Raw genomic sequence first — 24,910 nt, forward strand, 5'->3', positions numbered from 1 at the left:
ACATTAGCTAGTCGGGTATAATTTAGCTAGTTTGATGCGAGCGTCGGCCGTTTTGAACTGCCAGTTGCGGGGCTTAGGCCGCGCATTCTGGCGGTCTTGCCACTGTTCTACCACGTGGCGGACCTGCTCGCTGGTGGTGAACGGCTGGTCGAGGACCTGGCGACTAAGGACGGAGAATTCGATTTCGGCCATGTTCAGCCAGGAGCCGTGGGCCGGGGTGTAGGTGATGTCCATCCGTCGCAGATAGGCCTGGGCCACGGCAGGCGGAAAGTGGGCGTAGAAAAAGCTGCGCTTGTGCGTACGCAGGTTATCCATGACCCAGTGCACCTTCTTGGCCTCGCGGTAGGTCGAGTCCATCTGCCGGGCCACAAACTGCACCCAGGTGGCGGCTTTGTGGTCGGCCTCGACCGTCAGGCAGCGCCAGCCCCGTAAGGGCTCCGTGGCCACGAATAACTCCACCACGCCCCGGCGCACGTATTCCGAATCGCGGCAGCGCTGGCCGGTAGAGGTGATAAACGTTTCGTAATCCAGTAGTTGCTTGGGCGACTCGTCCAGGCAAACGACCGGATAGTCTGCGTCATAGGGTTGCTCGTAGAGGTCGAGTACCTGCTCCATCTGACAGACAAAAGAAGCGCTCTGCTCCGCCGGAATCACCCACTGCTGCGGGCCGTTGAACGGCTTGAGTTCGTTTTTTTTAGCAGCCGCGCCACCATCGTGGTCGAGATATGTTCGACCACTTGGAGTTCGACCAGCTGGTCGGCCAGCAACTGGAGCTGCCAGCGGGGCTGCTCGTCGGGCGGGGTCTGGCAGAGCAGGGCCAGTAAATGGGCTTCCACCCGCCCATCTATCTTCTTGTCCGAACGCGTTTTACGCGGCTTCGGCTCAAACAGGGCCATCCCTTCTTCGCAGAACTGGCGGCGCACCCGTTCGACGGTTCGGGTACAGACACCCAGCACGGCGGCTAGGTCGGCCGCCGGCCGGCGGCCAGTCTGTTCGTCGCTATTCAACAGAATCTGAATTCGTTGCAGTTTGGGCGAATGGCTTTTGTATTTCTTTTGCCAGCCTTCCAGGGTCTGGCGTTCTTCTGGGGTCAAATGCAGCCGATACCGTATCATATAGCAAGTGCTTTTGGAATAAACACCAACCGACTCAGTACTGTTTTTCAACCACTAGTGTACAAGACAGTTCCCGTGTTCCACCCTAAGACGCAGAAAACCAGTTATCAAAGCGCGTCTACCAAGAACGAATATTTGCAGCAAATGCTGCGCGTCGCCCAGCAGCAGGTCGCCTACCGCTACCTGCTGGCCGATAGCTGGTATGCCTCAGCCGAGAACATGAGCTTCATGCGGGCGCTGGGTCACCACTTTATTTTTCCTTCGAAAGCACCCGCACCGTGGCCCTGAGCGCCGAGGCGCGGGCGAAAGGGCAGTTACAGGCTGTGCAGACGCTGACTTTTCCCGATGAGCACCCCCTGCGGGTCTTTTCACGGTCCGTGCCAGACGCGGTCCTCGTGACCAGACAAGTCTTTACAAACAAAGACGGCAGCTAAGGCGTGTTACAGCTGGTCAGCAGCGGCACCGACCTGACACAGACCCAACTTCACACGATTTACCAGAGAAGGTGAAAAGTGGAAGAGTATCATAAGTCACTCAAACAGAACGCCTCGATGGGCAAATCGCCCACCGAAACCCTGACTACTCAGACCAATCACTTATTTGCTACGCTACTGGCTTATGGCAAACTTAAAGCGCTCAAACTCAAATGGGGGTTCGGGCATTTTCGCCTTAAAGCCCAACTCTGAGGTGGTCGGGTGAAACAGGAGAGAATGGGGTGGTAATTTCCCAAATTCATGGAAAAAGCCTCTCCCTCCAAACGGCCGCGCTATGATGCGGCCTTCCGGGCCGAAGCCCTGCGCCTGGCCAGCGAAAGCCGCTCCACGCTGGCCGCCGCTCGCGCCCTAAACATCAACGCCAAGTTGCTCTATCAGTGGCAGAAAGCGGCCCAACAGCCCTTACCCACTGACCCCCACGAAGCGGCCGAGGTGCGGGCCTTGCGGGTGCAAGTACGCCGACAGGCCCAGGAGCTGGAGATTTTAAAAAAAGCCATCGCCATCTTCTCGCATCCCCCGACCCCGTGAGCCAGCTGCCATTTATTGATCAGCAATGTATTCACTACCCGGTGCAGCTGCTTTGCCAGGTCTTATACGTCGTGCCCAGCCGCTACTACGCCTGGCGAAGAGGGGCGGTAGCGGGCGTGGTAGCCCCCGCGGAACCGGCCTGGGAAACGGCCCTGGCGACGTATTCGACGACCACCAGCGCCGCTACGGCATCCGCCGCCTACGCGTCGAGCTGCGCGAGTTGGGGTACCAGGTGGGGCGGCAGGCCATCCGCACGGCGCTGCGCCGCCAGGCGCGCAAGGCCTTGCAGCCCAAAGCGTTTGTGCCCCGCACGACCGATTCCACCCACGGTAAACGCTGCGCGCCGAACTTGCTGCTCGACCAGCCGAGGCCTATCCAAGCCAACCGCGTATGGGTCAGCGACATCACCTATTTGCCTTTGGCTAACGGCAACTGGGTGTACTGCTGTGCCTTTCAAGATGTATGCACCAAGCAGGTGGTGGGCTGGCAGGTGCGGGCCGATATGCCGGAAGCGCTGGTTACCACGGCCTTGCAGCGGGCTTTGCTCGCCCAGCGGCCCACTCCCGGCCTAATTGTGCACTCCGACCGGGGCGGCCAGTACGTGAGCAAGGTCTACAAAACCCTGCTGCGCGACGCCAAGGCTCACCTCTCGCACAGCCGCCGGGGCGGCTGCTACGACAACGCGCAGGCCGAGCGCCTGTGGTCGCGCCTCAAAACCGAACTGCTCGAACTGCGCGACTGGCCCGTTTTCACGGACCTAGCTGACGCGCAGACCAGCGTGGCCGATTATTTTGACTACTACAATCATAAACGCCGGCATTCCAGTATCGGCTATCTAAAACCTTATCTCTTTCACCAGCAGATACTTGCTAATATCACCCAACTCTCTCCTGCCTAACTAGACCACCTCAATCTACACCGTGGGCGTAAAAGCCATGTACCATCAACTCGTCCAGCTAAGTGCGTAACATCAGTTAATAAAACAAAAATCCTCTACTAGACGATTTTACCATCGTTTAGTAGAGGACTTACAATAAAGTTGGCGGCGACCGACTCTCCCACCGGTGAAGGCAGTACCATAGGCGCACCGGGGCTTAACGGCTCTGTTCGGAATGGGAAGAGGTGAACACCCGGGCTAAAGCCACCATTGCTGGCGTTACTCGTCGTGTTCGGTGACAAGCAGCAAAATCATTGACACAAGGGTAAAGAAAGAGAAGTAAAAGTCTGGGACAAGCGAAGCCCTCGGGCCATTAGTACGGCTCGGCTGTTCCATTTCTGGTTTTTCACCTGCCGCCTATCCACGTGGTCGTCTCCCACGGCCCTTCCAATTGGGATATCTCATCTCCAGGTGAGTTTCGCACTTAGATGCTTTCAGCGCTTATCTCCTCCCAGCGTAGCTACCCGGCGCTGCACCTGGCGGTACAACCGGCGCACCAGCGGCTGGTCCATCCCGGTCCTCTCGTACTAAGGACAGGTCCTGTCAAATATCCAACGCCCACCACAGATAGGGACCGAACTGTCTCACGACGTTCTGAACCCAGCTCGCGTGCCACTTTAATCGGCGAACAGCCGAACCCTTGGGACCTTCTCCAGCCCCAGGACGTGACGAGCCGACATCGAGGTGCCAAACCTCCCCGTCGATATGAGCTCTTGGGGGAGATCAGCCTGTTATCCCCGGCGTACCTTTTATCCTTTGAGCGACGGCCCTTCCATGCGGAACCGCCGGATCACTATATCCGTCTTTCGACCCTGTTCGACTTGTAGGTCTCGCAGTCAAGCCCGCTTCTGCTATTGCGCTCTGCGTCCGGTTACCAAGCGGACTGAGCGGACCTTTGAAAGCCTCCGATACTCTTTTGGAGGCGACCACCCCAGTCAAACTACCCAGCAGCCACTGTCTCCGCGTTCGCGGATTAGGCATCAGGCACGGCAAGGGCGGTATTTCAACGTTGGCTCCCCGAGACCTAGCGGCCCCGGTTCAGCGCCTCCCGCCTATGCTACACATGCCGAACCCAACACCAATGGCAACCTATAGTAAAGGTGCACGGGGTCTTTCCGTCCCGTGGCGGGTACTCGGCATCTTCACCGAGACTACAATTTCACCGAGCTCACGGCTGAGACAGCGCCCAGATCGTTACACCATTCGTGCAGGTCGGAACTTACCCGACAAGGAATTTCGCTACCTTAGGACCGTTATAGTTACGGCCGCCGTTTACCGGGGCTTCGATTCAAACCTTCGCAAGGTCGCCCCCACTAAGTTCCCCTCTTAACCTTCCGGCACCGGGCAGGTGTCAGGCCATATACGTCCGCTTGCGCGTTGGCATAGCCATGTGTTTTTGTTAAACAGTCGCCTGGGCCTTTTCACTGCGGCTTCTCTGGCTTGCACCAGAGGAAGCGACCCTTCTCCCGAAGTTACAGGTCCATTTTGCCGAGTTCCTTGGCCGTGATTCACTCGAGCGCCTCAGGATACTCTCCTTGACCACCTGTGTCGGTTTGCGGTACGGGTGATGAATCAATTAAAACGCTTAGCAGGTTTTCTTGGCAGTCGGATTAGGCACACTATCCGCGTGGCCCGAAGGCCGTGCGGTACTATCAGGTTTCGGCTAGGTGAGCGTACTTAACTACTCTCCCACTACCTACGCCCTTCAACGGGCACTTCCGTCCGCCCGCGGTGCTTTCACTTCTGCGTCACTGCATCACTTCAATTCATCAGTGCTGGACTATTAACCAGCTGGCCATCGAATACACCTCTCGGCTTTTCCTTAGGTCCCGACTAACCCAGCTCCGATTAGCGTTGAGCTGGAAACCTTGGTCTATCGGCGTGGGGGTTTCGCACCCCCATTATCGTTACTCATGCCTACATATGCGTTTCTCCACGCTCCACCGCCCCTGACGAGACGGCTTCTCCGCAAGAAGAATGCTCCCCTACCACGCAACTGTCTTGCAAGTCGCATCCAAAGCTTCGGTACCAGGTTTGATGCCCGCGTATTATCGACGCCCGATCGCTCGACCAGTGAGCTGTTACGCACTCTTTAAAGGAATGGCTGCTTCCAAGCCAACCTCCTGGCTGTCAAAGCAATCGGACCTCCTTTGTTCAACTTAACCTGGATTTAGGGACCTTAGCTGTTGGTCTGGGTTCTTTCCCTCTCGGCCGGGGACCTTAGCACCCCAGGCCTCACTGCCGGCTATACGTGCTGGCATTCGGAGTTCGTCAGGATTCGGTAGGCTCTGACACCCCCTAGTCCTATCGGTAGCTCTACCTCCAACACGCTCTACGCCGACGCTGTACCTCAATACATTTCGGGGAGTACGAGCTATTTCTCAGTTTGATTGGCCTTTCACCCCTACCCACAACTCATCCAAATCCTTTTCAACGGAAACTGGTTCGGACCTCCAGTGCGTGTTACCGCACCTTCATCCTGGTCATGGGTAGCTCACCGAGTTTCGCGTCTACCCCCCCCGACTACGCGCCCTGTTCAGACTCGCTTTCGCTGCGGCTCCGGGCCTTCAAGCCCTTAACCTTGCCGGGGAGGAGTAACTCGTAGGCTCATTATGCAAAAGGCACGCCATCAGGATACTAAATCCCTCTGACTGCTTGTAAGCACACGGTTTCAGGTTCTTTTCACTCCGGTATTCCCGGTTCTTTTCACCTTTCCCTCACGGTACTAGTTCACTATCGGTGTCTCAGGAGTATGTAGCCTTAGCGGATGGTGCCGCTCGCTTCAGACGGGGTTTCTCCGGCCCCGCCCTACTCAGGATCCCACTACCGTAAATCAGAATTGTCGCTTACCGGGCTCTCACCGTCTCTGGCACCGTTTCCCACCGGCTTCAGCTAACTCGATTTAATCAGATCTCGTGGTCCTACAACCCCACAGCGGCCGTGACCGCCGTGGTTTGGGCTCCTCCCCGTTCGCTCGCCACTACTTGGGGAATCATTGTTATTTTCTTTTCCTGCAGGTACTTAGATGTTTCAGTTCCCTGCGTTTGCCACCGCGGGTCAAGCCCGTCAGTTCACGACTCTTCCAGTCGCGGGGTTGCCCCATTCGGAAATGCGCGGATCACCGGGCATGTGCCCCTCCCCACGCCTTATCGCAGCTTATCGCGTCCTTCTTCGCCTCTGAGACCCTAGGCATCCCCCGTGTGCTCTTCATTACTTCTTACTTGCGCTTCATCTCACTAAAAGTGGGAATAAAGTGCTTATATGTCTATGACATGTAAGCCCGCTTTTTACTTCTCTTTCTTAGTTACCCTTACGTCAAAGAACGTTTACCACACTATTTGTGGCAATTGAAGGCTACAGATAGGAATCTATAGTCCTTGAAATTATTTGAATGAGGAAATAGACAATCAGTAGGGTGCTGGTAAAACGGCTGGGCTGGTCCCGTCGGGGACGGCGCGGCTCCAGAAAGGAGGTGATCCAGCCGCACCTTCCGGTACGGCTACCTTGTTACGACTTAGCCCTAGTTACCTGTTCTACCCTAACCGGCTTCGTTGCGGAGCACCGGCTTCAGGTCTACCAAACTTCCATGGCTTGACGGGCGGTGTGTACAAGGCCCGGGAACGTATTCACCGCGCCATTGCTGATGCGCGATTACTAGTGATTCCAGCTTCACGGAGTCGAGTTGCAGACTCCGATCCGAACTGAGAACGGCTTTTCGGGATTGGCGCACCATCGCTGGTTGGCAACCCGCTGTACCGTCCATTGTAGCACGTGTGTAGCCCTAGGCGTAAGGGCCATGATGACCTGACGTCGTCCCCGCCTTCCTCACTGCTTGCGCAGGCAGTCTGTCTAGAGTCCCCGGCTTAACCCGCTGGCAACTAAACATAGGGGTTGCGCTCGTTGCGGGACTTAACCCAACACCTCACGGCACGAGCTGACGACGGCCATGCAGCACCTTGCTTTGTGTCCCGAAGGAAAGGTTCGTCTCCGAACCGGTCACGCGCATTCTAGCCTAGGTAAGGTTCCTCGCGTATCATCGAATTAAACCACATGCTCCACCACTTGTGCGGGCCCCCGTCAATTCCTTTGAGTTTCACCCTTGCGGGCGTACTCCCCAGGTGGGATACTTAACGCTTTCGCTAAGCCACCAACCATCTATCGCTGGCAGCGAGTATCCATCGTTTACGGCGTGGACTACCAGGGTATCTAATCCTGTTCGCTCCCCACGCTTTCGTGCCTCAGCGTCAGTACCAGCCTAGTCAGCTGCCTTCGCAATCGGTGTTCTGGACGGTATCTATGCATTTCACCGCTACACCGCCCATTCCGCCAACCTCGTCTGGACTCAAGCCACGCAGTTTCCAGGGCAGTTCCGTTGTTGAGCAACGGGCTTTCACCCCAGACTTACGCGGCCGCCTACGCACCCTTTAAACCCAATAAATCCGGACAACGCTCGCACCCTCCGTATTACCGCGGCTGCTGGCACGGAGTTAGCCGGTGCTTATTCTCCCGGTACCGTCAGAGCCCCTCGCAAGGAACCGGTTCTTCCCGGAAAAAAGCCGTTTACGACCCAGAAGGCCTTCATCCGGCACGCGGCATGGCTGGGTCAGGCTCTCGCCCATTGCCCAATATTCCCTACTGCTGCCTCCCGTAGGAGTCGGGCCCGTATCTCAGTGCCCGTGTGGGGGACCAGCCTCTCAGCTCCCCTAGCCATCGTCGCCTTGGTGGGCCGTTACCCCGCCAACTAGCTAATGGCACGCAGCCCCATCCGAATCCAATAAATCTTTAACTATTAACCGATGCCGGCTCATAGTCTTATGCGGTATTAATCCGCCTTTCGGCGGGCTATCCCCCAGATTCGGGTAGGTTGGCTACGCGTTACGCACCCGTGCGCCACTATTTGTATTGCTACAAACCGTTCGACTTGCATGTATTAGGCCTGCCGCTAGCGTTCATCCTGAGCCAGGATCAAACTCTCCATTGTATAATGTCCTTCACCTACTCGTAAGTAGGCTGCTGTCTTGTGCGCGCCCCGTCCCCTTGAGGACGGAACCGCTCAACGCGTTTCTTGGCTGAGCCGCCGGGTTACCCCGGTGACTCCCTTACTATTTGTCTATTTCCGTCATTCAAAGAACGTACGCCGCTTCCTGTTGAAGCAACCGTGCGGGCTGGTAAACCGGCCCTTTTTTCTCAACTCAACCCCCTTGTTTTTGATTGGGAGTGCAAAGGTAAGAAAATATTTGATAATTTAGTAAGATTATCAGAATTATTTTTTAATTTGTTTAGCCTTTCTAAACCTGTTACTTCCAATTAAAGATGATAGTTGTTGTTTATTAAACTAGTATTGGAAGGCTTAATAAGCGTTTTTTTCTTTCGGGAGTGCAAAGATAAGGATTTTTTTTGATTAAACAATTTTTAGCGGGTTAATTTTTTTACCTACTTCGGGATTTAAGAATCCTGCAACTGTTAATCGGAGTCTTTGAATTCAGGATTTATGAAGTTTCGCGCTTCATCCTTGTACCACTTCCCTGTTTGGGAGTGCAAATGTAGCTAAATTTATTAACGAAACAAGGTATTGTTGACGCATTTCTCCCGAATCGCATAATTTGAGAAATAATACTTTGATAATAAGAAACTTATGCATTTAGTCAAACAGGTTTTAAGGCATACGGAACTAGTCAAGAATTTTTACTTGCCCGGGTATGAAGCATTGGCTGGTGCCTAGAATCTTCAATCAAACAATAGACAAAGTTTTAATAATAAGATACTTATCTTATATAATCTGTCCATTCATTATCTAGCACCCTTCGCAGTTCTATAACTAGGCAAACTCCTTTTTTAAGCTGCGCTTCTCCAATAGTGGCTGTTAAAGCAGATATGGCGGCTGACTACGACCGCATTCATTCGCTTGAGTTGGCTCTTGGTACTTCTACTATATATTCTGTTGAGCTTAAACACAGCTGTGGCGTTAGTTAATTTCCTAAGGTTTGCGGGACGATTACTTATCAGGGATTCGCAGTGATTTCTGTGCAGCTTTGCTTCTGTTGTTATGCTGGATCACTTTACCAGCAGTGTTTTCACTGCTCTAGTTTGCTTATCTACCTCGAAGGCGGCGCGGTTGGGCATACGACGGGCCCAATCAGTGCGGGGTACCAGTACCTGGCAATAGGCCCCGAGGTTGATGGTGCGGGCTGAATCGACGACGTAAAGGTTGGTGTTGGGTTGGCCTTGCAAGTAGCGGCCGATGGCGGCGCGCGCCGCTGCTTCGGTGAGGGCCCCGGCGGGAGTGTTGGAAGAAGCTGGAGCAGCTGCGGCCGAAGGGGCTTCGGTAGGCGCGGCAGTAGTGGGCGTTTACTAGCAGCTGACCAGGGCGGCGGCTAGGGCCCCCAGGATTATGAAGTAGTTCGGGCGCATCGTAAGTGCCCGTTGGTAAATAGCTTACGTTAAAATAGACGGCCATGCTGAGCTTGTTGAAGCATATATACTGCGCAAACAACTCTAGATGTTGTGATTAACCCCGAATAAGAGATGCTTCGACTGCGCTCAGCATGACGTTTTTCATATCAAACTAATTAGCAACGAGTACTTACCAGTATATATAAGGAAGTGGGGCCCCAGCCGCGGGCCCGAAGACGCCGTGGTTGGGGCCCCACCGAATGAAACCAAAGCAGGTTGGTTAATTAACAGGCGGGCCGATGGCAGTGCGGGCTGTTTCCTCGGCTTGCTGACGGGCCAGCTTGGCATTGAGACGGGCGGCGTCGCCGCGGCGCACCACGCGGGCAATGTGGATGCTGAGCTCGTAGAGGAGCATGATGGGGATGGTGACGATGATTTGGGCCGTGACGTCGGGCGGAGTGATGATGGCGGCCAACACCAGAATCACCACGATGGCATGCTTGCGGTAGAGCTGCATGATTTCGGGCGTAATCATGCCGGCCTTGGCCAGGAAAAACACGATCATGGGCAGTTCGAACACCAAGCCGCACGAGAGCGTCATGGTGGTGAGCGTGCTCAGGTAGCTCTGCAAGTCGATCTGGTTCTCGATGCTAGCATCGACGGTGTAGCCAGCCAAGAAGTTGATGCTCATCGGGGCGGCGATGTAGTAGCCGAACAGTACGCCCGCGACGAAGAGAATTGATACAAAAAATACAGCCCCTTGCGAGTTTTGGCGCTCGTTGGGATATAGGCCGGGCTTGATGAAGCGCCACAGCTCCCAAAACAGGTACGGAAAGGCCAGGATGCAGCCCGCAATGACGGACGTACTAATGTGCATCGAGAGCTGCCCGCTCATCTCCCGGTTCTGGATGATGAAGTTGACGTGGTCGGCGCACGGCTCGGTCGAGCCGAAGAGGGCCCCCATTTTGCAGAACATCCGGTAGGTCCAGAAGTCGGCGCGCGAGGGCCCCAAGATCAGGGTATGGAAGAGGAAATTCTTCGAAAAGAAGGCAATTGTGGCAAACACCACCACCGAAATCGCCGCCCGAATGACGTGCCAGCGCAACGCCTCCAAGTGGTCGATGAAGGACATTTCGTGCTGGTCGCCCAGCGAGGGGGAAGTTTGCGGTTGCGGTTGCACAGAATAGGAATTGGGGTAAGCAGCTTCGCGGGCTCAGTTGGTGGGCCCAGCGCGGGCCCACCAACTGAGCCCGCGCCGGGGCACCTACGAAATTTATGCGAAGAGCGGGTAATCCTGGAGCCAAGCGTTCACCTGCCGGCGCACGTGGCCCAGGCGGGTATCGTCGGCGTGGTGGGTCAGGGCCTCGTCGATAAGTTCCACGATGCGGCCCATGTCGGCCGTACCCAGGCCGCGGGTGGTGATAGCGGCCGAGCCGATGCGCATGCCGCTGGTCACGAACGGCGACTTGTCGTCGAACGGCACCATATTTTTATTAATGGTGATGTCGGCCTTAATGAGCGTGTTTTCGGCCAGCTTGCCGGTGAGGCCCTTGGAGCGCAGGTCAATCAGCATTAAGTGGTTATCCGTGCCACCCGAAATAATGTCGTAGCCCAGTCCGCTAAAGCCCGCCGCTAGCGCTTGGGCGTTGGCGGCCACCTGCCGGGTGTAGGTCGTAAAATCGTCGCTCAGCGCCTCGCCGAAGGCCACGGCCTTGGCGGCAATCACATGCTCGAGGGGCCCGCCCTGGGTACCGGGGAATACGCCCGAATCGAGCAGGGCCGACATGGGCCGCACCTCGCCCTTGGGCGTCTTCAGGCCAAAGGGGTTGTCAAAGTCCTGGCCCAGCATAATGAGGCCGCCGCGGGGGCCCCGCAGGGTTTTATGGGTCGTCGTCGTCACGATGTGGCAGTGCTCGAAGGGCGAGTTCAGCAAGCCCGTGGCGATGAGGCCCGAGGGGTGCGAGATATCAGCCAGCAGCAGGGCCCCTACTTCGTCGGCGGCTTCGCGCAGGGTTTTATAGTCCCAATCGCGCGAGTAGGCCGAGGCCCCGCAGATAATCATTTTGGGGCGCTCACGGCGGGCAATATCCTTGATTTTGCTCCAGTCGATGAGGCCTGTTTCCTGCTCCACGCCATAGAAGCTGGGCTGGTAGTATTTGCCCGAGAAATTCACCGACGAGCCGTGGGTGAGGTGGCCACCGTGACTCAGGTCGAAGCCGAGGATTTTGTCGCCGGGCTTGAGGCAGGCCAGAAACACGGCGGCGTTAGCCTGGGCCCCGGAGTGGGGCTGCACGTTGGCCCAGGCCACGCCAAACAGCTCCTTCACGCGGTCGATGGCCAATTGCTCCACCTGGTCAACTATCTCGCAGCCACCGTAGTAGCGCTTGCCAGGCAGGCCCTCGGCGTACTTGTTGGTGAGCACGGAGCCCTGGGCGGCCATCACCTGTTCCGAAGCGTAATTTTCGGAGGCAATGAGTTCAAGGCCGTGGGTCTGGCGGGTTTTCTCCTGCGCGATGAGGTCGAAAACGGCGGTGTCGAGGAGGCGGGCAGGGGCGGTGATTTCCATGGTACAAAGGTACAGTGGCCCCGCCGCCCCGCCCGCAGGCCCAGCGCTACCGGCCGGTGCTTGGGCAGTTCATAAATAAATCATACCTTCATTAAAAAATGCTAGTTCATAGTGCTATAAGATCAAATTATTCATTATCAATCATTTTTAAATACTATTCATTATGCCTACGCCACTTGCCGAGGTTCTGACGCACTTGCGCGTTGGCAACCAGAAATTTCTCATCGATTTCTATCAGCAGCGCCGCGACGTGTTTGCCCGGTGGGCCCTGCGCCAGCACCAGCTGGGGGCCCCGGCGGCGCACGCGCTGCTGCAAGAGGCCTTGCTCGATTTCTACGACCAGGTATCCGACGGCCGCCTCACGCGCCTGCCCCCCGACGTGCCGGCCCATGTAAACCAGCTCGCCGAATTGCGGCTGGCCTCGGCGGCTGCCCCCTTGCCCGCCGCCGAGGCCAGCCGCCGCCAGCAGCGGCTAGTGCACTTCCACCAGCTCGGGGCCGATTGCCAGCGGCTGCTGACCTATTTCTACTTCCACGGCTACAATTTTGAGCGGATGAGCGGCAAGCTGGGCTTCGCCAACCCTGCCGTAGCCCGCCGCCAAAAAAGTGCCTGCCTGCGCCGGCTGGTGGACCTGACGAACCCGCCCCACGGCTTCCGCGCGCACCTCGACGCGCTGGAGCACTTCGCCGACGGGGCCTTGGGCGAGGCGGCCCAAGAGGCGTTTGAGCAACGCCTGGCCACCGACGCCGACCTGGCCACCGCCCACGCTGCCTACGAGCAGTTTGCCGCCGACTTGCGCTGGGCCGCTGGTCACGATACCCTGCGCCTGCGCCTGCACCTGCTCGACCACCGCCTCGACCAGCGCACTACTTCGCTGGCCCGGCTCCAGCGCATCAGCCGGGGCCACCGGCGGCGCAGCCTATTGTGGACCACCGCGCTGCTGGTGGCGCTGGGCACTGCCGTAGCTTGGTGGACGACGAGCCGTGCGCCCCAGCCCGAAGAAGGCTGGGCCAGCTACTACCGCTTCGATCCCGCGCTGGCGCTCTCGCCGGCCCAGGAGCGCAGCCGCCCCCTGCTGGCCCAGGCCCTGGCCGAGTACCGCGCCGGCCACTATCCTACCGCCCTGCACACGCTGGGCCGCTTGTCGCCCAACGAAATCGGCGCCGATACGCTGAGCTACTACCGGGGCCTTTTTTTACTACAATCGGGTGAAAACCAGGCGGCCCAACCACCATTGCACCGTTTGGCTGAGGTTATGGGGGGGCCCCTGTCGCGCCGGGCCCTCTACCACTTGGGCATGGCCTACTGGCAAGCCCAGCAACCCGCCGCCGCCCGCGACGCCCTGCGCCGCGTAGCCGCCGATTCGCTCAATCCCTACCAAACCAGTGCGTTGCGCGTGCTGGCCGCCGGCGTACTCGACCCGCGCCCCTAACCCAGCCCAACGCCGGGGGCCCGGCACGTGTACACGGCGGGTACCAACCTTTTTAAAAACCCCCGCCATAGCCACGCCCACCGGCACCCCCAAGTACACCGCCCCCGCCACCGAGGGCAAGGAAAAACAGAACGAGGAAGAAGTGAAGGACAAGCCTTCGGGCAAGAAAGTAAAAATCCAGAAGAAGTAGGTTTCTCCCAGAAGCCAAAGAGCCCGGAGCGTCTGACGTTCCGGGCTCTTTGGCTTTTAGCAAGCAGGGCATAATTAGCGCTACCGTTTATTCCCAGGCGTGCAGCAGGCGGCGCACCAGAATTATTTCGCCGGTATGGTAAGCCGCGTGGTCGGCAATAAGGAAAGCTTCGCGCAAGATGGTTTGGCCAGTGCCATGCGGCAAGGGCGCCAGCAAGTTGGTGCCGGGGGCATGCAGCAAATGAAGAAAACGCTGCCGGTCCTGCCGAATGTAGTCCAGCGTTTCCTGCCACTGGTCTTCATCGGCGGTGGCATCTTGGGCAGGCCAATAGCCGTCCGGCCATTTTGGCGATTCATGCTTGGGTTCGAGGCAGAACTCTACAATATCCCACTGCGCGATGCGCACGTGTTCGACCAACTGCCAGATAGTGTAGGGCACATCCGGTACGCGTTGGTTCCACTGCGCCTGCTTCAGGTCAGCGCAAGCTTCCTCAAAGGTCGCGTGGGCATTGCCTTTCGTAAGCAGGCTGGTTAATTCGGCCACCAAGCCTTTTTGGTTGGGCCTATCCATTGGGGTTTTATTGCTTGCTATCATGCGTTCGCCGGCTCTAATCAGGCGGTTGTTTACATTAGGCGTGTTGAACGAATCGTGCCCTACTTTTTCTTCAGCAGCACTTTTAGGGCCCCGGTGGACCACAGCGCACCAGCAATCAGCACGGGTTGGAAGAACAGCCGGCCGAGCCGCTTGGCGTCGGTGTCGAGGCCAAAGGCGGAAAGGTGTTGGGTGTATTGGTGAATGTTGCCGGGGAATACCGCTGCATAGAAAGCCGCCAGCCCCATGCCCATGCGCACCCGGTTCTTGCCCTTCAACAGCAGTAGGGCCAGCCCCAACCCAATTTCCACCACCCCCGATTGCAGCACAACGGTGTCCTTATCCAAAGGCATAAAATCGGGCACCTGCGCCTGAAAATCCTGCCGCGCAAAAGTGAGGTGCCCCGTACCAGCCACCATCATAAAGGTACCCATGAGTCCGCGGGCTACGTTTTGCAAAGTTGTTGTGCGGGTGGTTTTGTGCAGCATGGCTTTAGCGGATTGGTTGAAAGCCCGACTATACGGCGATTAGACGGCAGTAGGTAGAGGTGCTCACAGAGTGCGCTTACGCATTTTTTCCAACGCTTGCTGGTAGGAAGAAGCGGCCACCTTTTCCTGGCGCGCCAGCTCCACCGCGCGCTGCTCGCGGGCTTCGGCCTCGGCAAAGAAGCCGAGCTGGTAGAGCAGGTGGGCCAGCGTATCGTTGTTATAAGCGGTAGGGTCGAGGTCTACCGTACGCTTGCTCCAGGTAATGGCGTGCGTGAGGTAGTTTTTATTGCGGGTACCGGTCTGGTAGATGACCCAGGCACCGTTGTTCAGCTCTTGCAGGAAAGATGCGGGCGGGCCACTAACGGTTATATACTGCACGGTGCGGGCTACTGCCTCCGGCCGGGGGCCCCGCGCCCGCTGCCGCGCCGCCGAATCGAGCCGCTGCAAAAGCGCGGGTTGACGCTGCCGAAAAGCTTGGAGAGCTACCAGCGCTTTTTTTACCGAGTCGGCTGGCAGGTTCAGGTAGTACCGTTCGTAGTAGGGCACCGCCTGCCGCAGGTAAGCCGTAGTATCTTTGATGCTCTGGTAAAACGCCAGCATGTTGCGCTCGTAGGTGCGCCCACCCCTAGCGTAGTCGTTGTTCCAGGTGCTACGGGCAAAGTTGGCACCTTTTTCGGCTAGGCTGCGGTCTTTGGCCGCGGTGGCCTGTGCCATCGTATTCTTAATAATAAGGCCGTTAATAGCCATCCGTTGGGGCAGGGGCAACACCCGGTAGAGGCTGTCAATCAGCTGCTGGTTTAGATGGGTAAGTTGATAAGCTTGGCTGCCCACTACCGGCCCACTTTCCAGGATGAATAGCACCTCGGTAGGCTGGTAAAACGCCTTGGCTGGTAATTGCTGCGCGTAGGCATTCAGCACGGCCGGCTCCACGGGCAGGTGCAGGTCGCGGCACTTTAGCACGTAGCGTTTCAGCAGCTCCGGGTCGCGGTTGCCCCCTTTAAATTCCGCGGCTAAAGAGCTTAGGTTCTGCGGGTCTTGCTGGGCCTGTTGCGCGGCGGCAACGTCTTTTAGGTACTGCTCCACATTGCTGGTATTGCCAAAGCGGCGGTACAGCAGGCTACCATCGGGGCTGAAGTAGAGGTAACTCGGGTAACTCGTCACGTTGTAGCGGCGCGCCGCCGCCCCCATTTCGGCGGTGCCGAAGGCTAGCTCTTTGTTCAAAAAGGCTTGGTTGAGCTTGTCGGCCACCGCAGGCGCGGAGAGGCCCGATTTATTCCGCTCCGCTTTTATGGCCGCCGGAAGGTTGGCGGGCGTCGGGGGCGGCGACAGCAGCAGGAACACCGGCTTATTTTGCTGCCGGGCCTTGGCAAACACCTGGCTCAAAGAGTCTTTCTCGAATCTAATGGCCTGCGCCCGCAGCGAACCCAGCGCGCTCCAGAAGACCCCAAAGGCTAGTAATGCATGTTTCATCGCCTATCGCAGTGCGTGTATATGGCAAAATAAACCCAGCGTGGGGCGCGAACTACCTGATTACGACGCCAGAACGTTGCTTTAAGCCTAATGCGCTTGCAGCCAGTTCCGCCCCGTGCCCACTTCCACTTCCAGCGGCACGCCGCGGGGCAGCAGCAGGGCCTGGGTCATTAGCTCCTTGATTTTGGGGGTGATGTATTCGACCTCTTCCTGCACGGCATCGAACACGAGTTCGTCGTGTACTTGCAGAATCATGCGGGTTTTTAATTTCTCTTCGCGTAGCCAATTATAGATATTGATCATCGCCAGCTTGATGATGTCGGCCGCCGTGCCTTGGATGGGGGCGTTGATGGCGTTGCGCTCAGTGTAGCCGCGCAGCGTGGCATTGCGCGAGTTGATGTCGCGCAGGTAGCGGCGGCGCTTGAGCAGCGTTTCAGCGTATTCCAGTTCGCGGGCCCGGTTGATGCTGTCGTCCATAAACTGCTTCACCGACGGAAATTCCTGGAAATAGGTGTCGATGATGTCGGCAGCTTCCTTGCGGCTGATGCCAATGCGCTGGGCTAGGCCGAAGGCCGAAATGCCGTAGATGATGCCAAAATTGACCGTTTTGGCCTTGCGGCGCATCTCGGCGTCTACCTCGCTTAGCGGCACGCGGAACACCTTGCTGGCCGTGCTGCTGTGGACGTCTTGGCCCAGCCGGAAAGCTTCAATCATCGTCGCGTCGCCCGAAAAATCGGCCATGATGCGCAGTTCCACCTGCGAGTAGTCGGCCGCCAGCAGTAGGTGCTGGTCGTCGCGCGGTACGAAGGCCTTGCGGATTTCGCGGCCCTTCTCGGTGCGAATTGGGATATTTTGCAGGTTCGGGTTGGTGCTGCTCAGGCGGCCGGTGGCCGTCACCGCCTGGTTGAAGCTGGTGTGCACGCGGCCGTCCACCACGCTCACCAGCTGGGGCAGGGCTTCCACGTAGGTGCTGCGCAGCTTGCTGAGCTGGCGGTACTCCAGGATGAGGGCAGCGATGGGGTTTTCGGCTGCGAGCTGGCTCAGAATTTCCTCGCCGGTGGCGTACTGGCCGGTTTTGGTTTTCTTGATTTTGCCGCCGCCCACCTGCATTTTATCAAACAGCACCTCGCCCAACTGCTTGGGCGAGCCGATGTTGAACTCCTGCCCGGCCTCCAGGAAAATCTGGCGCTCCAACTCTATCACGTAGCCCTGCAATTCGGCCGAGTACTCACCCATCGCCACCGAGTCGATGCGCACGCCCTCGTACTCGATGCTACTCAGCACTGGCACCAACGGGTTCTCCACGGTATTCAGCAGCTCCAACAGCCCCAGCTCTTTGAGCATGGGCTCGAACACGTGCTTGAGCTGCAAAGTCACGTCGGCGTCTTCGCAGGCGTAGTCCTTCACCTGGGCCGGGGCAATGTCGGCCATCGTAATTTGCTTCTTGCCCTTGGGCCCGATGAGGTCGGTGATGGGCACCGGGGCGTAGTGCAGGTAGGTTTCGGCCAGCACGTCCATATTGTGGCGCATGTCGGGCTCGATGAGGTAGTGCGCCAGCATCGTATCGAACAGGGGCCCCGCCACTTCCACGTTGTAGTGCCGCAGAATGCTGAGGTCGTACTTGATGTTCTGGCCGATTTTGAGGATGTCGGGGCTATTGAAAAACGGGCAGAACTCGTCCACAATGGCCTGGGCGGCGGGCAGGTCATCGGCTGGCACGGGCACGTAGTAGGCCTCGCCCGGCCGGTAGCAGAAGCTTAGGCCTACGAGGCGCGCCGTCATGGTGTCGAGGCCGGTAGTTTCGGTGTCGAAACTCACCTCCATTTGGCGCAGCAAAAAGTGCAGCAGCGACTGGCGCAGTGCGGGCGTGTCCATCAGGTGGTACTGGTAGGGCACGTCTTCGAGGCGGCGGCGGGGCCCGTCGGGGGCCCCGGCCTGGCCGGTTTCGCCGTACTCGGCCCCAATGGCCACCGCCTCGTCGCCGGGGTTGCCGAAGAGCGAGGCCTGGCCGCCGGCCGCCGGCTTGGGCCGCCGGGCCCCGGTAGTGCCGGGCTTGGCCACGCTGGCCGGGGTGCGCTCGGGGCCCCCGCCCAGCACGCGGGTGGCCAGCTGCCGGAATTCCAGCTCGTCGAACAGCTCGCGCAGCACGGCTTCGTTGGGCGCGTCGAGCACCAGCTTATCGGGCTCAAAGTCGAGCGGCACGTTCACGTGGATGGTGGCCAGCTCCTTGCTCATCAGGCCCTGCTCGGCGAAGTTGCGCACGTTTTCCTGCTGCTTGCCCTTCAGCTCGTCCACGTGGGCCAGCAGGTTTTCCACCGAGCCGTACTTCTGGATGAGCGTTTTAGCCGTCTTCTCGCCGATGCCGGGAATGCCAGGAATGTTGTCCGAGGCGTCGCCCTGCAAACCCAGGATGTCGATTACCTGCTCCACGCGCTCAATCTCGAAGCGGGCCAGCACGTGGGCCACGTCCAAAATCTCGGCCGCGTTGCCCATGAAGGCGGGCTTGTAAATTTTAATGTTTTCCGTCACCAGCTGGCAGTAGTCCTTGTCGGGCGTCATCATGAACACCTCAAAGCCCTGGGCCTCGGCACGTTGGGCCAGGGTACCAATCACGTCGTCGGCCTCAAACCCGTCCATCATTAGGATGGGGATGTGGAAGCCCTCAATGATTTTTTTGATGTAGGGCAGGGCAATGCCGATGTCCTCGGGCATGGCTTGGCGCTGGGCCTTGTAGTCGGCAAACTGCTCGTGGCGAAAGGTTTTCTTGGGCCCGTCGAAGCACACGCCGATGTGGGTAGGCTTTTCCTTTTGCAGCACCTCCACCAGGGTATTGGTAAAGCCCAGCACGGCCCCCGTGTTCATGCCCTTGGAGTTGATGCGCGGGTTTTTGCTGAACGCGAAGTGCGAGCGGTAAATCAGGGCAAAAGCGTCGAGCAGGAAAAGCTTTTTGGGGGCGGTAGCGGCGGTATCGGTCATGGTAAGCAAAAGTACGGCGGGGGCGGGCCGGCCGTTGGCTGCCCCTTGCGCCGGCGGGACCCCAGCCAAGGCCCGGGGCCCTAAAAAGTAGGGGCCCCGGAAGCGGCCGCAACTGCAACTTCCGGGGCCCCAAACAAAACCATTCGCTTAACTACATCTTCGACAGGCCCTTAAAGAAACCGTCCTGGTACGACTTGCCGATGGGCACGTAGTGGCCGCCCTTTAGGTTAGCGGTGTTGTCTTCGATGGACTCGATGTGCTGGGTATTGAGCAGGTAGCTGCGGTGCACGCGCACAAAGTTGGGGAACACGGCCAGCCGCGCCTCCAGGGCCTTCAGGGTGGTGTAGACGATGTACTTATGCTGCGCCGTGACGATGTTGACGTAATCAGACAGGGCCTCGACGTAGAGCACGTCGTCGAAGTTGATGCGCACCATGCGGCTGTTCACCTTCACAAACACGTCGGCGTTGGCGGGCGCGTCGGGGGCCCCAGACGCGGCGGCGCTGTGCCTCGGGTGCTGGCGTACGCGCTCCACAGCCTGGCTGAAGCGGCCGTACTCAAACGGTTTCACCAGGTAATCCGTCACTTGCAGCTCGAAAGCATCGACGGCAAAATCGTGGCGGGCGGTGGTGATGACGACGGCGGGCGGGTCTTGTAGCAAGCGCAGCAGTTCCAGGCCGTTGAGGTGGGGCATCTCAATGTCGAGAAACAGCAAATCCACAGCGTGGCCTTCGCGCAGGTAATCCAGGCCGGCAATGCCGTCGGCCAGCGAGGCCTTCAGCTCCAGGCCCGGCGTGAGACTCACGTAATGCTCCAGGGTGAGCCGGTTGATTTCGTCGTCGTCAATGATGGCACAGGTAAGCATAAACAAGGAACGCGGCTAGTAAAACCACTGGGCAAAAGGCCCCATTGGCAGAGCCAAGATAGCCGTTGAGCCAGCAAAACCAGGCATTAGTACAGATGTTTCTGTTTTTTTCCTGTGGGGCCCCTATGCTCCGGCGGCGGCCAACTCTTCAGCCAAGCGGGCCTGCACAGCCGGGCTATCAAAATCGGCGTCGGTTTGGATGTGCGGCATGAGCTGGGCCATCACCGCATCCTGGCGCTGGCCGGCGGCCCAGGCTTCGGCGTAGGGCAGGTGCGAAAACGTGACGCGGGTGTAGAGCGGCACCCACCGGGTGGGGTGCAGGGTGGCGATTTTATTCTCGATGCGCTTCTGGAGCAAGAAGCGCGGGTCGCCTACCCGGTCGCGCATTTCCACGAAGTTATAGAGGGCCAGGTCGGCCATGGCGTCGGCGTTGGGCTTGCGCTGCTGCTCGAAGGCGGCCATCACAGCGGGCCAGTTGGCGTCGCCGTGCGCGTCGAGCAGGCCGTCAAGCACGGTGCAGTCCTCGAAACCTACGTTCATGCCCTGCCCATAGAAGGGCACGATGGCGTGGGCCGCGTCGCCGAGTAGCAGCACGTCGGCCATGTGCCAGGGGTAGCAGCGCACCGTGACGAGCGAGCCCGTAGGATTCGTGAAAAACTCCTCGGCCAGGCGCGGCATCAGCGGCACGGCGTCGGCAAACACGTCGGCGAAAAAGGCCGTGACGGCCGCCGCGTCGAGCAGGGCGGCGAAGCTCGTGGGGCCCTCGTAGGGAAAAAACAGGGTAGCGTTGAACGAGCCGTCGAAGTTGGGCAGCGCAATCATCAGGTACTGACCGCGGGGCCAGATGTGGAGCGCGTTTTTCTCCAGGGCCCAGGTGCCGCCAGGGCCCGCCTCAATGGTCAACTCCTTATAGCCATACTCCAAATAGTCCTGCGAGTAGTTGTAGCGGTCGGTGCGTTGCAGGGCCCCACGCACGGCCGAAAATGCCCCGTCGGCCCCAAACAGCTCGGTGTAGGGCTCGGCGTACTCGCGGCCGGTGGCCACGTCGCGCAGGTGCAGGGCGCGGCCGGCCAGGTCGAGGCGCTGCAATTGCTGGCCGAAGCGCAGCTGCACCCCGGGCCGGGCCTCCAGTAAATCGAGCAGCGTGCGGTTGAGCTGGTCGCGGTTGACGGAGTAGATGGCCTGCCCGGGAGCCCCGTAGGGCTGGCCCGTGAGCTGGCCTTGGCGGTCATGCATCACGCGGCGGTGCATCGGAATACTGACCTGCCGGATGTCGTCGGCAATGCCCACGCCCTCCAGGGCCCGCCAGCCGCGGTCCGATAGGGCCAGGTTGATGGAACGACCCTCGCTGCGCTGGCGCAGGCGCAGGTCGGGGCGGCGGTCGAACACCTGCACCGCGTGGCCGCGCCGGGCCAGGTACAGCGCCAGCAGCGAGCCCACCAGCCCCGCCCCGGCTACCGTGAGGGGCACTGCCGCACCGGCCGGTTCTGCTGGGCCCCCAGCGGGCAAAGAAATGGGCAAGGCCATGGTCAAACGAGGAAAGTAAACGGGCCGCGAAACTACGCCCCCTCTGCAACAGCCGCCGGCGACCACGGTTCGTTAGGATGATTTTTCAAGCTGTTCGGCCCGCCGAAAGCGCCGTTGACCGAAAGCCCGTTCCGGCGGCAATCCAGCAGGGCCCCGTTTCGAGTTATAGAGCTGCCCGTTGAACAAAGGGATATTTTTTTGCATGATGAGGGATTTACCGGAAGCCCACGCTCACTTCGAGCCCACCACCAGCGCGGGCTTCCTCCAGTCGGCCACCAACCAGTCGGCCACCAACGCTGCCCCGGGGCAGCGGCCCCCAACGACTGGGTCCACGTTTTTCCTCTACGGCTACCTCGTCGGCGAATATACCGACACGCTGCTCTGCGGCCACCCCGATTTGGTGTATTAGCTCCGCCCGCGGGGCCCCGCCGCTACCTTTGTGGCATGACGACCCGCTACATTTTTCTGGCTGCCATTCTGCTGAGCGTACTAGCCGTGGGGGCCTACGGCTGGCTCGGCGGCTTCCGCCCCGCCGCCGTGGCCCTCGAAACCACTGCCACCCCGGTGTTTCTGGCCGGGCAGGCCTACGCCGGCTCGGCGCAGGGCGATGGTTTTGGGCCCCTGTTCCGCCGGGCCAAGCAGGTGCTCGATCAGGGCCGCCTGCCCGGCGCGGCCCTCGCCAACCTCTACTATAACAACCCCGAAACGGCCCACGATACCGTGCGCGCCTTCATCGGTCTGGCCGTGGCCGACACGCTGCGGCCCCTGCCCGCCGGCCTGCGCTACCGCCTTGTGCCCGCCGGCCAGCGCGTGGTGGCCGCCCGCGTGGCCGGCGTCAGCTACCTGCTCTCGCCCAACAAGCTCTACCCCGCCGCCCTCGACCTAGTGAAGGCCCAGAAACTAACGCCCCGCAATTTCTACCTCGAACGCTTCGGCCCCGGCGAAACCGCCGAAGTGTGGATAGGCGTGAAATAGGGCCCCCAGTGCGCGCACAAAAAAGCCCGGTAAATCACTTGTCCTTACCCAAAACTCAAAATCCCTTTCGGCTATGCGGCCGGAAGGGATTTTTTAGACGAGTGCTTGCCCAGATTGCGGCTTTTTGAGTGGTGTTAGCCAGCGAAAAAAGGCGCGTACGCTACTTCCAAGAAGCCAGCAAAAGATTTGGGTAAGGACAAGTAAATCACCGGGCTTTTTTTGTGCGCTGGAAATAACCCGGCAAGAGGCTATTTATAGTTAAAAAAGGACAAGATTTTCTAAGCCTCAGGGGCACCACACTAACCTAAGCGGGCCCCGAGCACCCGCCGCGGTGTGGACCTACATCCTACAAAACGCAAGGGCTACTTACCGAAATAGTAAGCTGCCCCCAGTTGGAAATTATTCAGGCTGAAACCCAGGTCCAGCGTGGAAGCACCGTCAAAGTTGGTGGCATAGGAGAGGCCCCGCAAGGAAGCTTCCAGGCCAAAGCGCGGGATGGGAAAGAAGGCCAGCCCCGGCGTCACGCTCAGGAAACCTTGATTATAACCGTCAGAACCTGTCGAATTGGTGCGGTTATAGCCCAGACTGCCTTGGCCAAATAGCGCAAATTTGTCGCCGCCCACAAACCGGTAATACCGAGCGAAAGGCCCCACGGCGTAGGAGTTGCTGCCGAAGCGGTCCGCGTTGCCACCGTAGAGGCTGACGCTGGCGCTGATGCCCACCGCCAGGTTGTCGGCCACGAATGTGCCCACCTTAGGGGCAAACTCGAAAAGATCAGTCGCCGCTCCTCCGCTGCTTTCGCGGCGGTAGCCAATGGTGCCCGATACTAACCCCTTGCCTTTGGTGAGCGGCGTTTGTGCGTGAGCGGTGCCGGCGACCAGGGCCAGCGACGCAAGTAGAAGTGCTTTTTTCATGTATGTGGAAAGGAAATGTGGAGTGTGGAATATTCCGACAAATGTATCCTTCCCTGGAGTGCTCGCACAAAAAAGCCCGGCCCTTCTGCTAGAGAAGGGCCGGGCTTTTTTGCGAGTCGGGGTGGCAGGATTCGAACCTACGGCCTCGTCGTCCCGAACGACGCGCGCTACCGGGCTGCGCTACACCCCGAAACTGGGGCCGATGGGGCGGCGCCCGTTTCTATTTCCAATTCCCGAAGCGGCCGAAAAAAGCCCTCGAACAAGAAGTTCGAGGGCTTTCAAGAGCGGCTGCCCTTCAAGTCGGAGTGGCAGGATTCGAACCTACGACCTCCAGCACCCCATGCTGGCGCGATACCAGGCTACGCTACACCCCGATGGGTAATTGGAGCGACAAAGGTAAGGCGTTTGCTGCGCCCGGTGCAAGCCAGTGCCAATTATTTTTTGCCCGCCCCGGCCGGCCAGGGCCCCCAGCGCAGCGCATTCGGGTGATTGGCGGGCCGTTATGTACTTTTACTCATGCCGTCGCTTTCGGCTTTTTTTATTCTTTTGATCGTTATGAAAATTCTATTCTTTATCCTTTGCGGTGGTGTTTTGGCCCTGGCCCCCACCGCTGTCCGGGCCCAGGCCAAGGCACCAGCCGCGAAAGCCGCCGTTAAACCACCAATTAAAGCCCCAGCCAAAGCGGCCCCGGCCAAGCCCCTCGCCGCGGGACCAACCGCCGCCAAAGCCGCCGCGGCCCCCGAGGCGCCCGCATCGGCCATCGCCCACGTGGCGCTGGCCCCCGCCACGCCTGCGGCCGACCCCACGGCCCTCAAAATCAAGGCCGAGGTGAACCCCACCACCCGGCAGCTCGCGGTATACACCAATGCCCCGGGGCCTACCACCATCGAGGTAAATGACGCCACTGGCCGCCCGGTGCTCACCCGCAACGTAATGGCCGGCACCAAGCCTATCGAGCTGAACGTGAGCCAACTGCCCGCCGGCTACTACGTGGTGCACTGCACGGCCGGCCTGCGCACCGGCATGCGCCGCGTGCACTTCGGCGACTAGCCACCCAGCGGCTCCAGCAAATCCCAGCGGTTACCGTACAGGTCCTCGAACACGGCGACGTAGCCGTAGGGCTCCGTGCGGGGCACCTCCAGGAAGCGCAGGCCGCGGGCTTGCAGCACGGGATAGTCGCGCCAGAAGTCGTCGGTATGCAGGAACAGCCAGACGCGGCCGCCGCCCTGCTGGCCCACAGCGCGCTGTTCCGCGTCGGTGTGGGCCTCGGCCAGCAGCAGGCCGCAGCCGGCGGTGGAGCCCTGGGGAGCCACTACCACCCAGCGCTTGCCGCCGCCCAAGTCGGCATCAGCCACGAGGCTGAAGCCTAGTACGTTGATGTAGAAGGCAATGGCTTCGTCGTAGTTGCGAACGAGCACCGTGACGTGGGCGAGGCGCTGGTTCATAATT

Annotated in this window: 20 protein-coding genes, 2 tRNA genes, 3 rRNA genes and 1 pseudogene; 8 read left to right on the forward strand and 18 right to left on the reverse strand. The window is 59.2% G+C overall.

The window, feature by feature from the left end; all coding sequences use genetic code 11:
* Nucleotides 1–3 precede the first annotated feature (3 nt).
* Both DDQ68_RS23515 and DDQ68_RS23520 read right to left on the reverse strand, forming a co-directional pair.
* Nucleotides 4–615: an IS630 family transposase gene (locus tag DDQ68_RS23515; protein WP_245897051.1), complete on the reverse strand. Its 612-nt coding sequence runs from the start codon at nucleotides 613–615 to the stop codon at nucleotides 4–6.
* A 35-nt stretch (nucleotides 616–650) separates the two neighbouring features.
* Nucleotides 651–1,094 carry a helix-turn-helix domain-containing protein gene (locus tag DDQ68_RS23520; protein ID WP_211320155.1) on the reverse strand — a complete coding sequence of 148 codons (444 nt, stop codon included), beginning with the start codon at nucleotides 1,092–1,094 and terminating at the stop codon, nucleotides 651–653.
* Between the two features lie 75 nt (nucleotides 1,095–1,169).
* Here DDQ68_RS23520 and DDQ68_RS25000 point away from each other — a divergent pair.
* The 3 genes and pseudogenes from DDQ68_RS25000 to DDQ68_RS14625 all read left to right on the forward strand — a co-directional run.
* Nucleotides 1,170–1,801, forward strand: a pseudogene (locus tag DDQ68_RS25000) (transposase); the annotation flags it as partial.
* A gap of 48 nt (nucleotides 1,802–1,849) precedes the next feature.
* Nucleotides 1,850–2,137: a transposase gene (locus DDQ68_RS14620; RefSeq protein ID WP_109656967.1), complete on the forward strand. Its 288-nt coding sequence runs from the start codon at nucleotides 1,850–1,852 to the stop codon at nucleotides 2,135–2,137.
* Nucleotides 2,138–2,189: 52 nt separating this feature from the next.
* The gene (locus DDQ68_RS14625; RefSeq protein WP_211320156.1) at nucleotides 2,190–3,035 is read left to right on the forward strand and encodes an IS3 family transposase; all 846 of its coding nucleotides are present in this window, start codon (nucleotides 2,190–2,192) and stop codon (nucleotides 3,033–3,035) included.
* Nucleotides 3,036–3,174: 139 nt separating this feature from the next.
* On the opposite strand, the gene rrf is transcribed toward DDQ68_RS14625, so the two are convergent.
* The 6 genes from rrf to glyA form a co-directional block, all read right to left on the reverse strand.
* Nucleotides 3,175–3,286 (reverse strand): 5S ribosomal RNA (gene rrf, locus DDQ68_RS14630).
* An 81-nt stretch (nucleotides 3,287–3,367) separates the two neighbouring features.
* Nucleotides 3,368–6,294 (reverse strand): 23S ribosomal RNA (locus tag DDQ68_RS14635).
* Between the two features lie 245 nt (nucleotides 6,295–6,539).
* Nucleotides 6,540–8,055 (reverse strand): 16S ribosomal RNA (locus tag DDQ68_RS14640).
* Together the 16S, 23S and 5S rRNA genes form the textbook arrangement of a ribosomal RNA operon.
* A 1,073-nt stretch (nucleotides 8,056–9,128) precedes the next feature.
* Nucleotides 9,129–9,305, reverse strand: coding sequence for a hypothetical protein (locus DDQ68_RS22930; protein WP_162550127.1), 177 nt, complete (start codon nucleotides 9,303–9,305; stop codon nucleotides 9,129–9,131).
* 442 nt (nucleotides 9,306–9,747) lie between these two features.
* Nucleotides 9,748–10,647, reverse strand: coding sequence for a twin-arginine translocase subunit TatC (tatC, locus tag DDQ68_RS14645; RefSeq protein WP_245897052.1), 900 nt, complete (start codon nucleotides 10,645–10,647; stop codon nucleotides 9,748–9,750).
* Between the two features lie 93 nt (nucleotides 10,648–10,740).
* A complete protein-coding gene (gene glyA, locus DDQ68_RS14650) occupies nucleotides 10,741–12,033 on the reverse strand; it encodes a serine hydroxymethyltransferase (RefSeq protein ID WP_109656970.1) in 1,293 nt (430 codons plus the stop codon).
* Nucleotides 12,034–12,196: 163 nt separating this feature from the next.
* Here glyA and DDQ68_RS14655 point away from each other — a divergent pair, with 163 nt between their 5' ends.
* Both DDQ68_RS14655 and DDQ68_RS22935 read left to right on the forward strand, forming a co-directional pair.
* Nucleotides 12,197–13,465, forward strand: a complete 1,269-nt coding sequence (locus tag DDQ68_RS14655; RefSeq protein WP_162550128.1) for a tetratricopeptide repeat protein — start codon at nucleotides 12,197–12,199, stop codon at nucleotides 13,463–13,465.
* Nucleotides 13,419–13,655, forward strand: a complete 237-nt coding sequence (locus DDQ68_RS22935) for a hypothetical protein (RefSeq protein ID WP_162550129.1) — start codon at nucleotides 13,419–13,421, stop codon at nucleotides 13,653–13,655. The genes DDQ68_RS14655 and DDQ68_RS22935 overlap by 47 nt, the downstream gene beginning before the upstream one ends.
* An 87-nt stretch (nucleotides 13,656–13,742) precedes the next feature.
* On the opposite strand, the gene DDQ68_RS14660 is transcribed toward DDQ68_RS22935, so the two are convergent.
* From DDQ68_RS14660 to DDQ68_RS14685, 6 genes are all read right to left on the reverse strand, one after another.
* On the reverse strand, nucleotides 13,743–14,225 hold the full coding sequence (locus DDQ68_RS14660) for a DinB family protein (RefSeq protein ID WP_109656972.1): 483 nt from the start codon (nucleotides 14,223–14,225) through the stop codon (nucleotides 13,743–13,745).
* 83 nt (nucleotides 14,226–14,308) lie between these two features.
* On the reverse strand, nucleotides 14,309–14,734 hold the full coding sequence (locus tag DDQ68_RS14665) for a DoxX family protein (protein WP_109656973.1): 426 nt from the start codon (nucleotides 14,732–14,734) through the stop codon (nucleotides 14,309–14,311).
* Between the two features lie 63 nt (nucleotides 14,735–14,797).
* On the reverse strand, nucleotides 14,798–16,204 hold the full coding sequence (locus DDQ68_RS14670; protein ID WP_162550130.1) for a hypothetical protein: 1,407 nt from the start codon (nucleotides 16,202–16,204) through the stop codon (nucleotides 14,798–14,800).
* A gap of 87 nt (nucleotides 16,205–16,291) precedes the next feature.
* Nucleotides 16,292–19,180, reverse strand: a complete 2,889-nt coding sequence (gene polA, locus DDQ68_RS14675; RefSeq protein WP_109656975.1) for a DNA polymerase I — start codon at nucleotides 19,178–19,180, stop codon at nucleotides 16,292–16,294.
* A 151-nt stretch (nucleotides 19,181–19,331) separates the two neighbouring features.
* Nucleotides 19,332–20,045, reverse strand: a complete 714-nt coding sequence (locus tag DDQ68_RS14680) for a LytR/AlgR family response regulator transcription factor (protein ID WP_109656976.1) — start codon at nucleotides 20,043–20,045, stop codon at nucleotides 19,332–19,334.
* A 123-nt stretch (nucleotides 20,046–20,168) separates the two neighbouring features.
* Entirely contained in the window at nucleotides 20,169–21,572 is a 1,404-nt protein-coding gene (locus DDQ68_RS14685; protein ID WP_109656977.1) for an FAD-dependent oxidoreductase, read from the reverse strand.
* Nucleotides 21,573–21,774: 202 nt separating this feature from the next.
* On the opposite strand from DDQ68_RS14685, the gene DDQ68_RS14690 reads away from it, so the two are divergent.
* Together DDQ68_RS14690 and DDQ68_RS14695 are read left to right on the forward strand one after the other, a co-directional pair.
* Entirely contained in the window at nucleotides 21,775–21,981 is a 207-nt protein-coding gene (locus DDQ68_RS14690) for a hypothetical protein (RefSeq protein ID WP_109656978.1), read from the forward strand.
* Nucleotides 21,982–22,016: 35 nt separating this feature from the next.
* Nucleotides 22,017–22,547 carry a GyrI-like domain-containing protein gene (locus tag DDQ68_RS14695; RefSeq protein WP_109656979.1) on the forward strand — a complete coding sequence of 177 codons (531 nt, stop codon included), beginning with the start codon at nucleotides 22,017–22,019 and terminating at the stop codon, nucleotides 22,545–22,547.
* 362 nt (nucleotides 22,548–22,909) lie between these two features.
* Here the strand turns inward: DDQ68_RS14695 and DDQ68_RS14700 are convergent, their stop codons facing one another.
* The 3 genes from DDQ68_RS14700 to DDQ68_RS14710 all read right to left on the reverse strand — a co-directional run bounded on the left by DDQ68_RS14700 (nucleotide 22,910) and on the right by DDQ68_RS14710 (nucleotide 23,835).
* Complete coding sequence (locus DDQ68_RS14700; protein WP_109656980.1) at nucleotides 22,910–23,461, reverse strand: hypothetical protein; 552 nt, start codon at nucleotides 23,459–23,461, stop codon at nucleotides 22,910–22,912.
* 116 nt (nucleotides 23,462–23,577) lie between these two features.
* Nucleotides 23,578–23,651: transfer RNA gene (locus tag DDQ68_RS14705), tRNA-Pro, on the reverse strand.
* Between the two features lie 110 nt (nucleotides 23,652–23,761).
* Nucleotides 23,762–23,835 (reverse strand) — tRNA-Pro (locus DDQ68_RS14710).
* Nucleotides 23,836–24,016: 181 nt separating this feature from the next.
* Between DDQ68_RS14710 and DDQ68_RS14715 the strand changes: the two genes are divergently transcribed.
* On the forward strand, nucleotides 24,017–24,511 hold the full coding sequence (locus DDQ68_RS14715; RefSeq protein ID WP_162550131.1) for a T9SS type A sorting domain-containing protein: 495 nt from the start codon (nucleotides 24,017–24,019) through the stop codon (nucleotides 24,509–24,511).
* On the opposite strand, the gene DDQ68_RS14720 is transcribed toward DDQ68_RS14715, so the two are convergent.
* A complete protein-coding gene (locus tag DDQ68_RS14720) occupies nucleotides 24,508–24,906 on the reverse strand; it encodes a VOC family protein (RefSeq protein WP_109656982.1) in 399 nt (132 codons plus the stop codon). The genes DDQ68_RS14715 and DDQ68_RS14720 overlap by 4 nt on opposite strands.
* Between the last annotated feature and the right edge of the window lie 4 nt (nucleotides 24,907–24,910).

Source organism: Hymenobacter nivis (assembly GCF_003149515.1).
In the GTDB taxonomy this organism is placed as follows: domain Bacteria; phylum Bacteroidota; class Bacteroidia; order Cytophagales; family Hymenobacteraceae; genus Hymenobacter; species Hymenobacter nivis.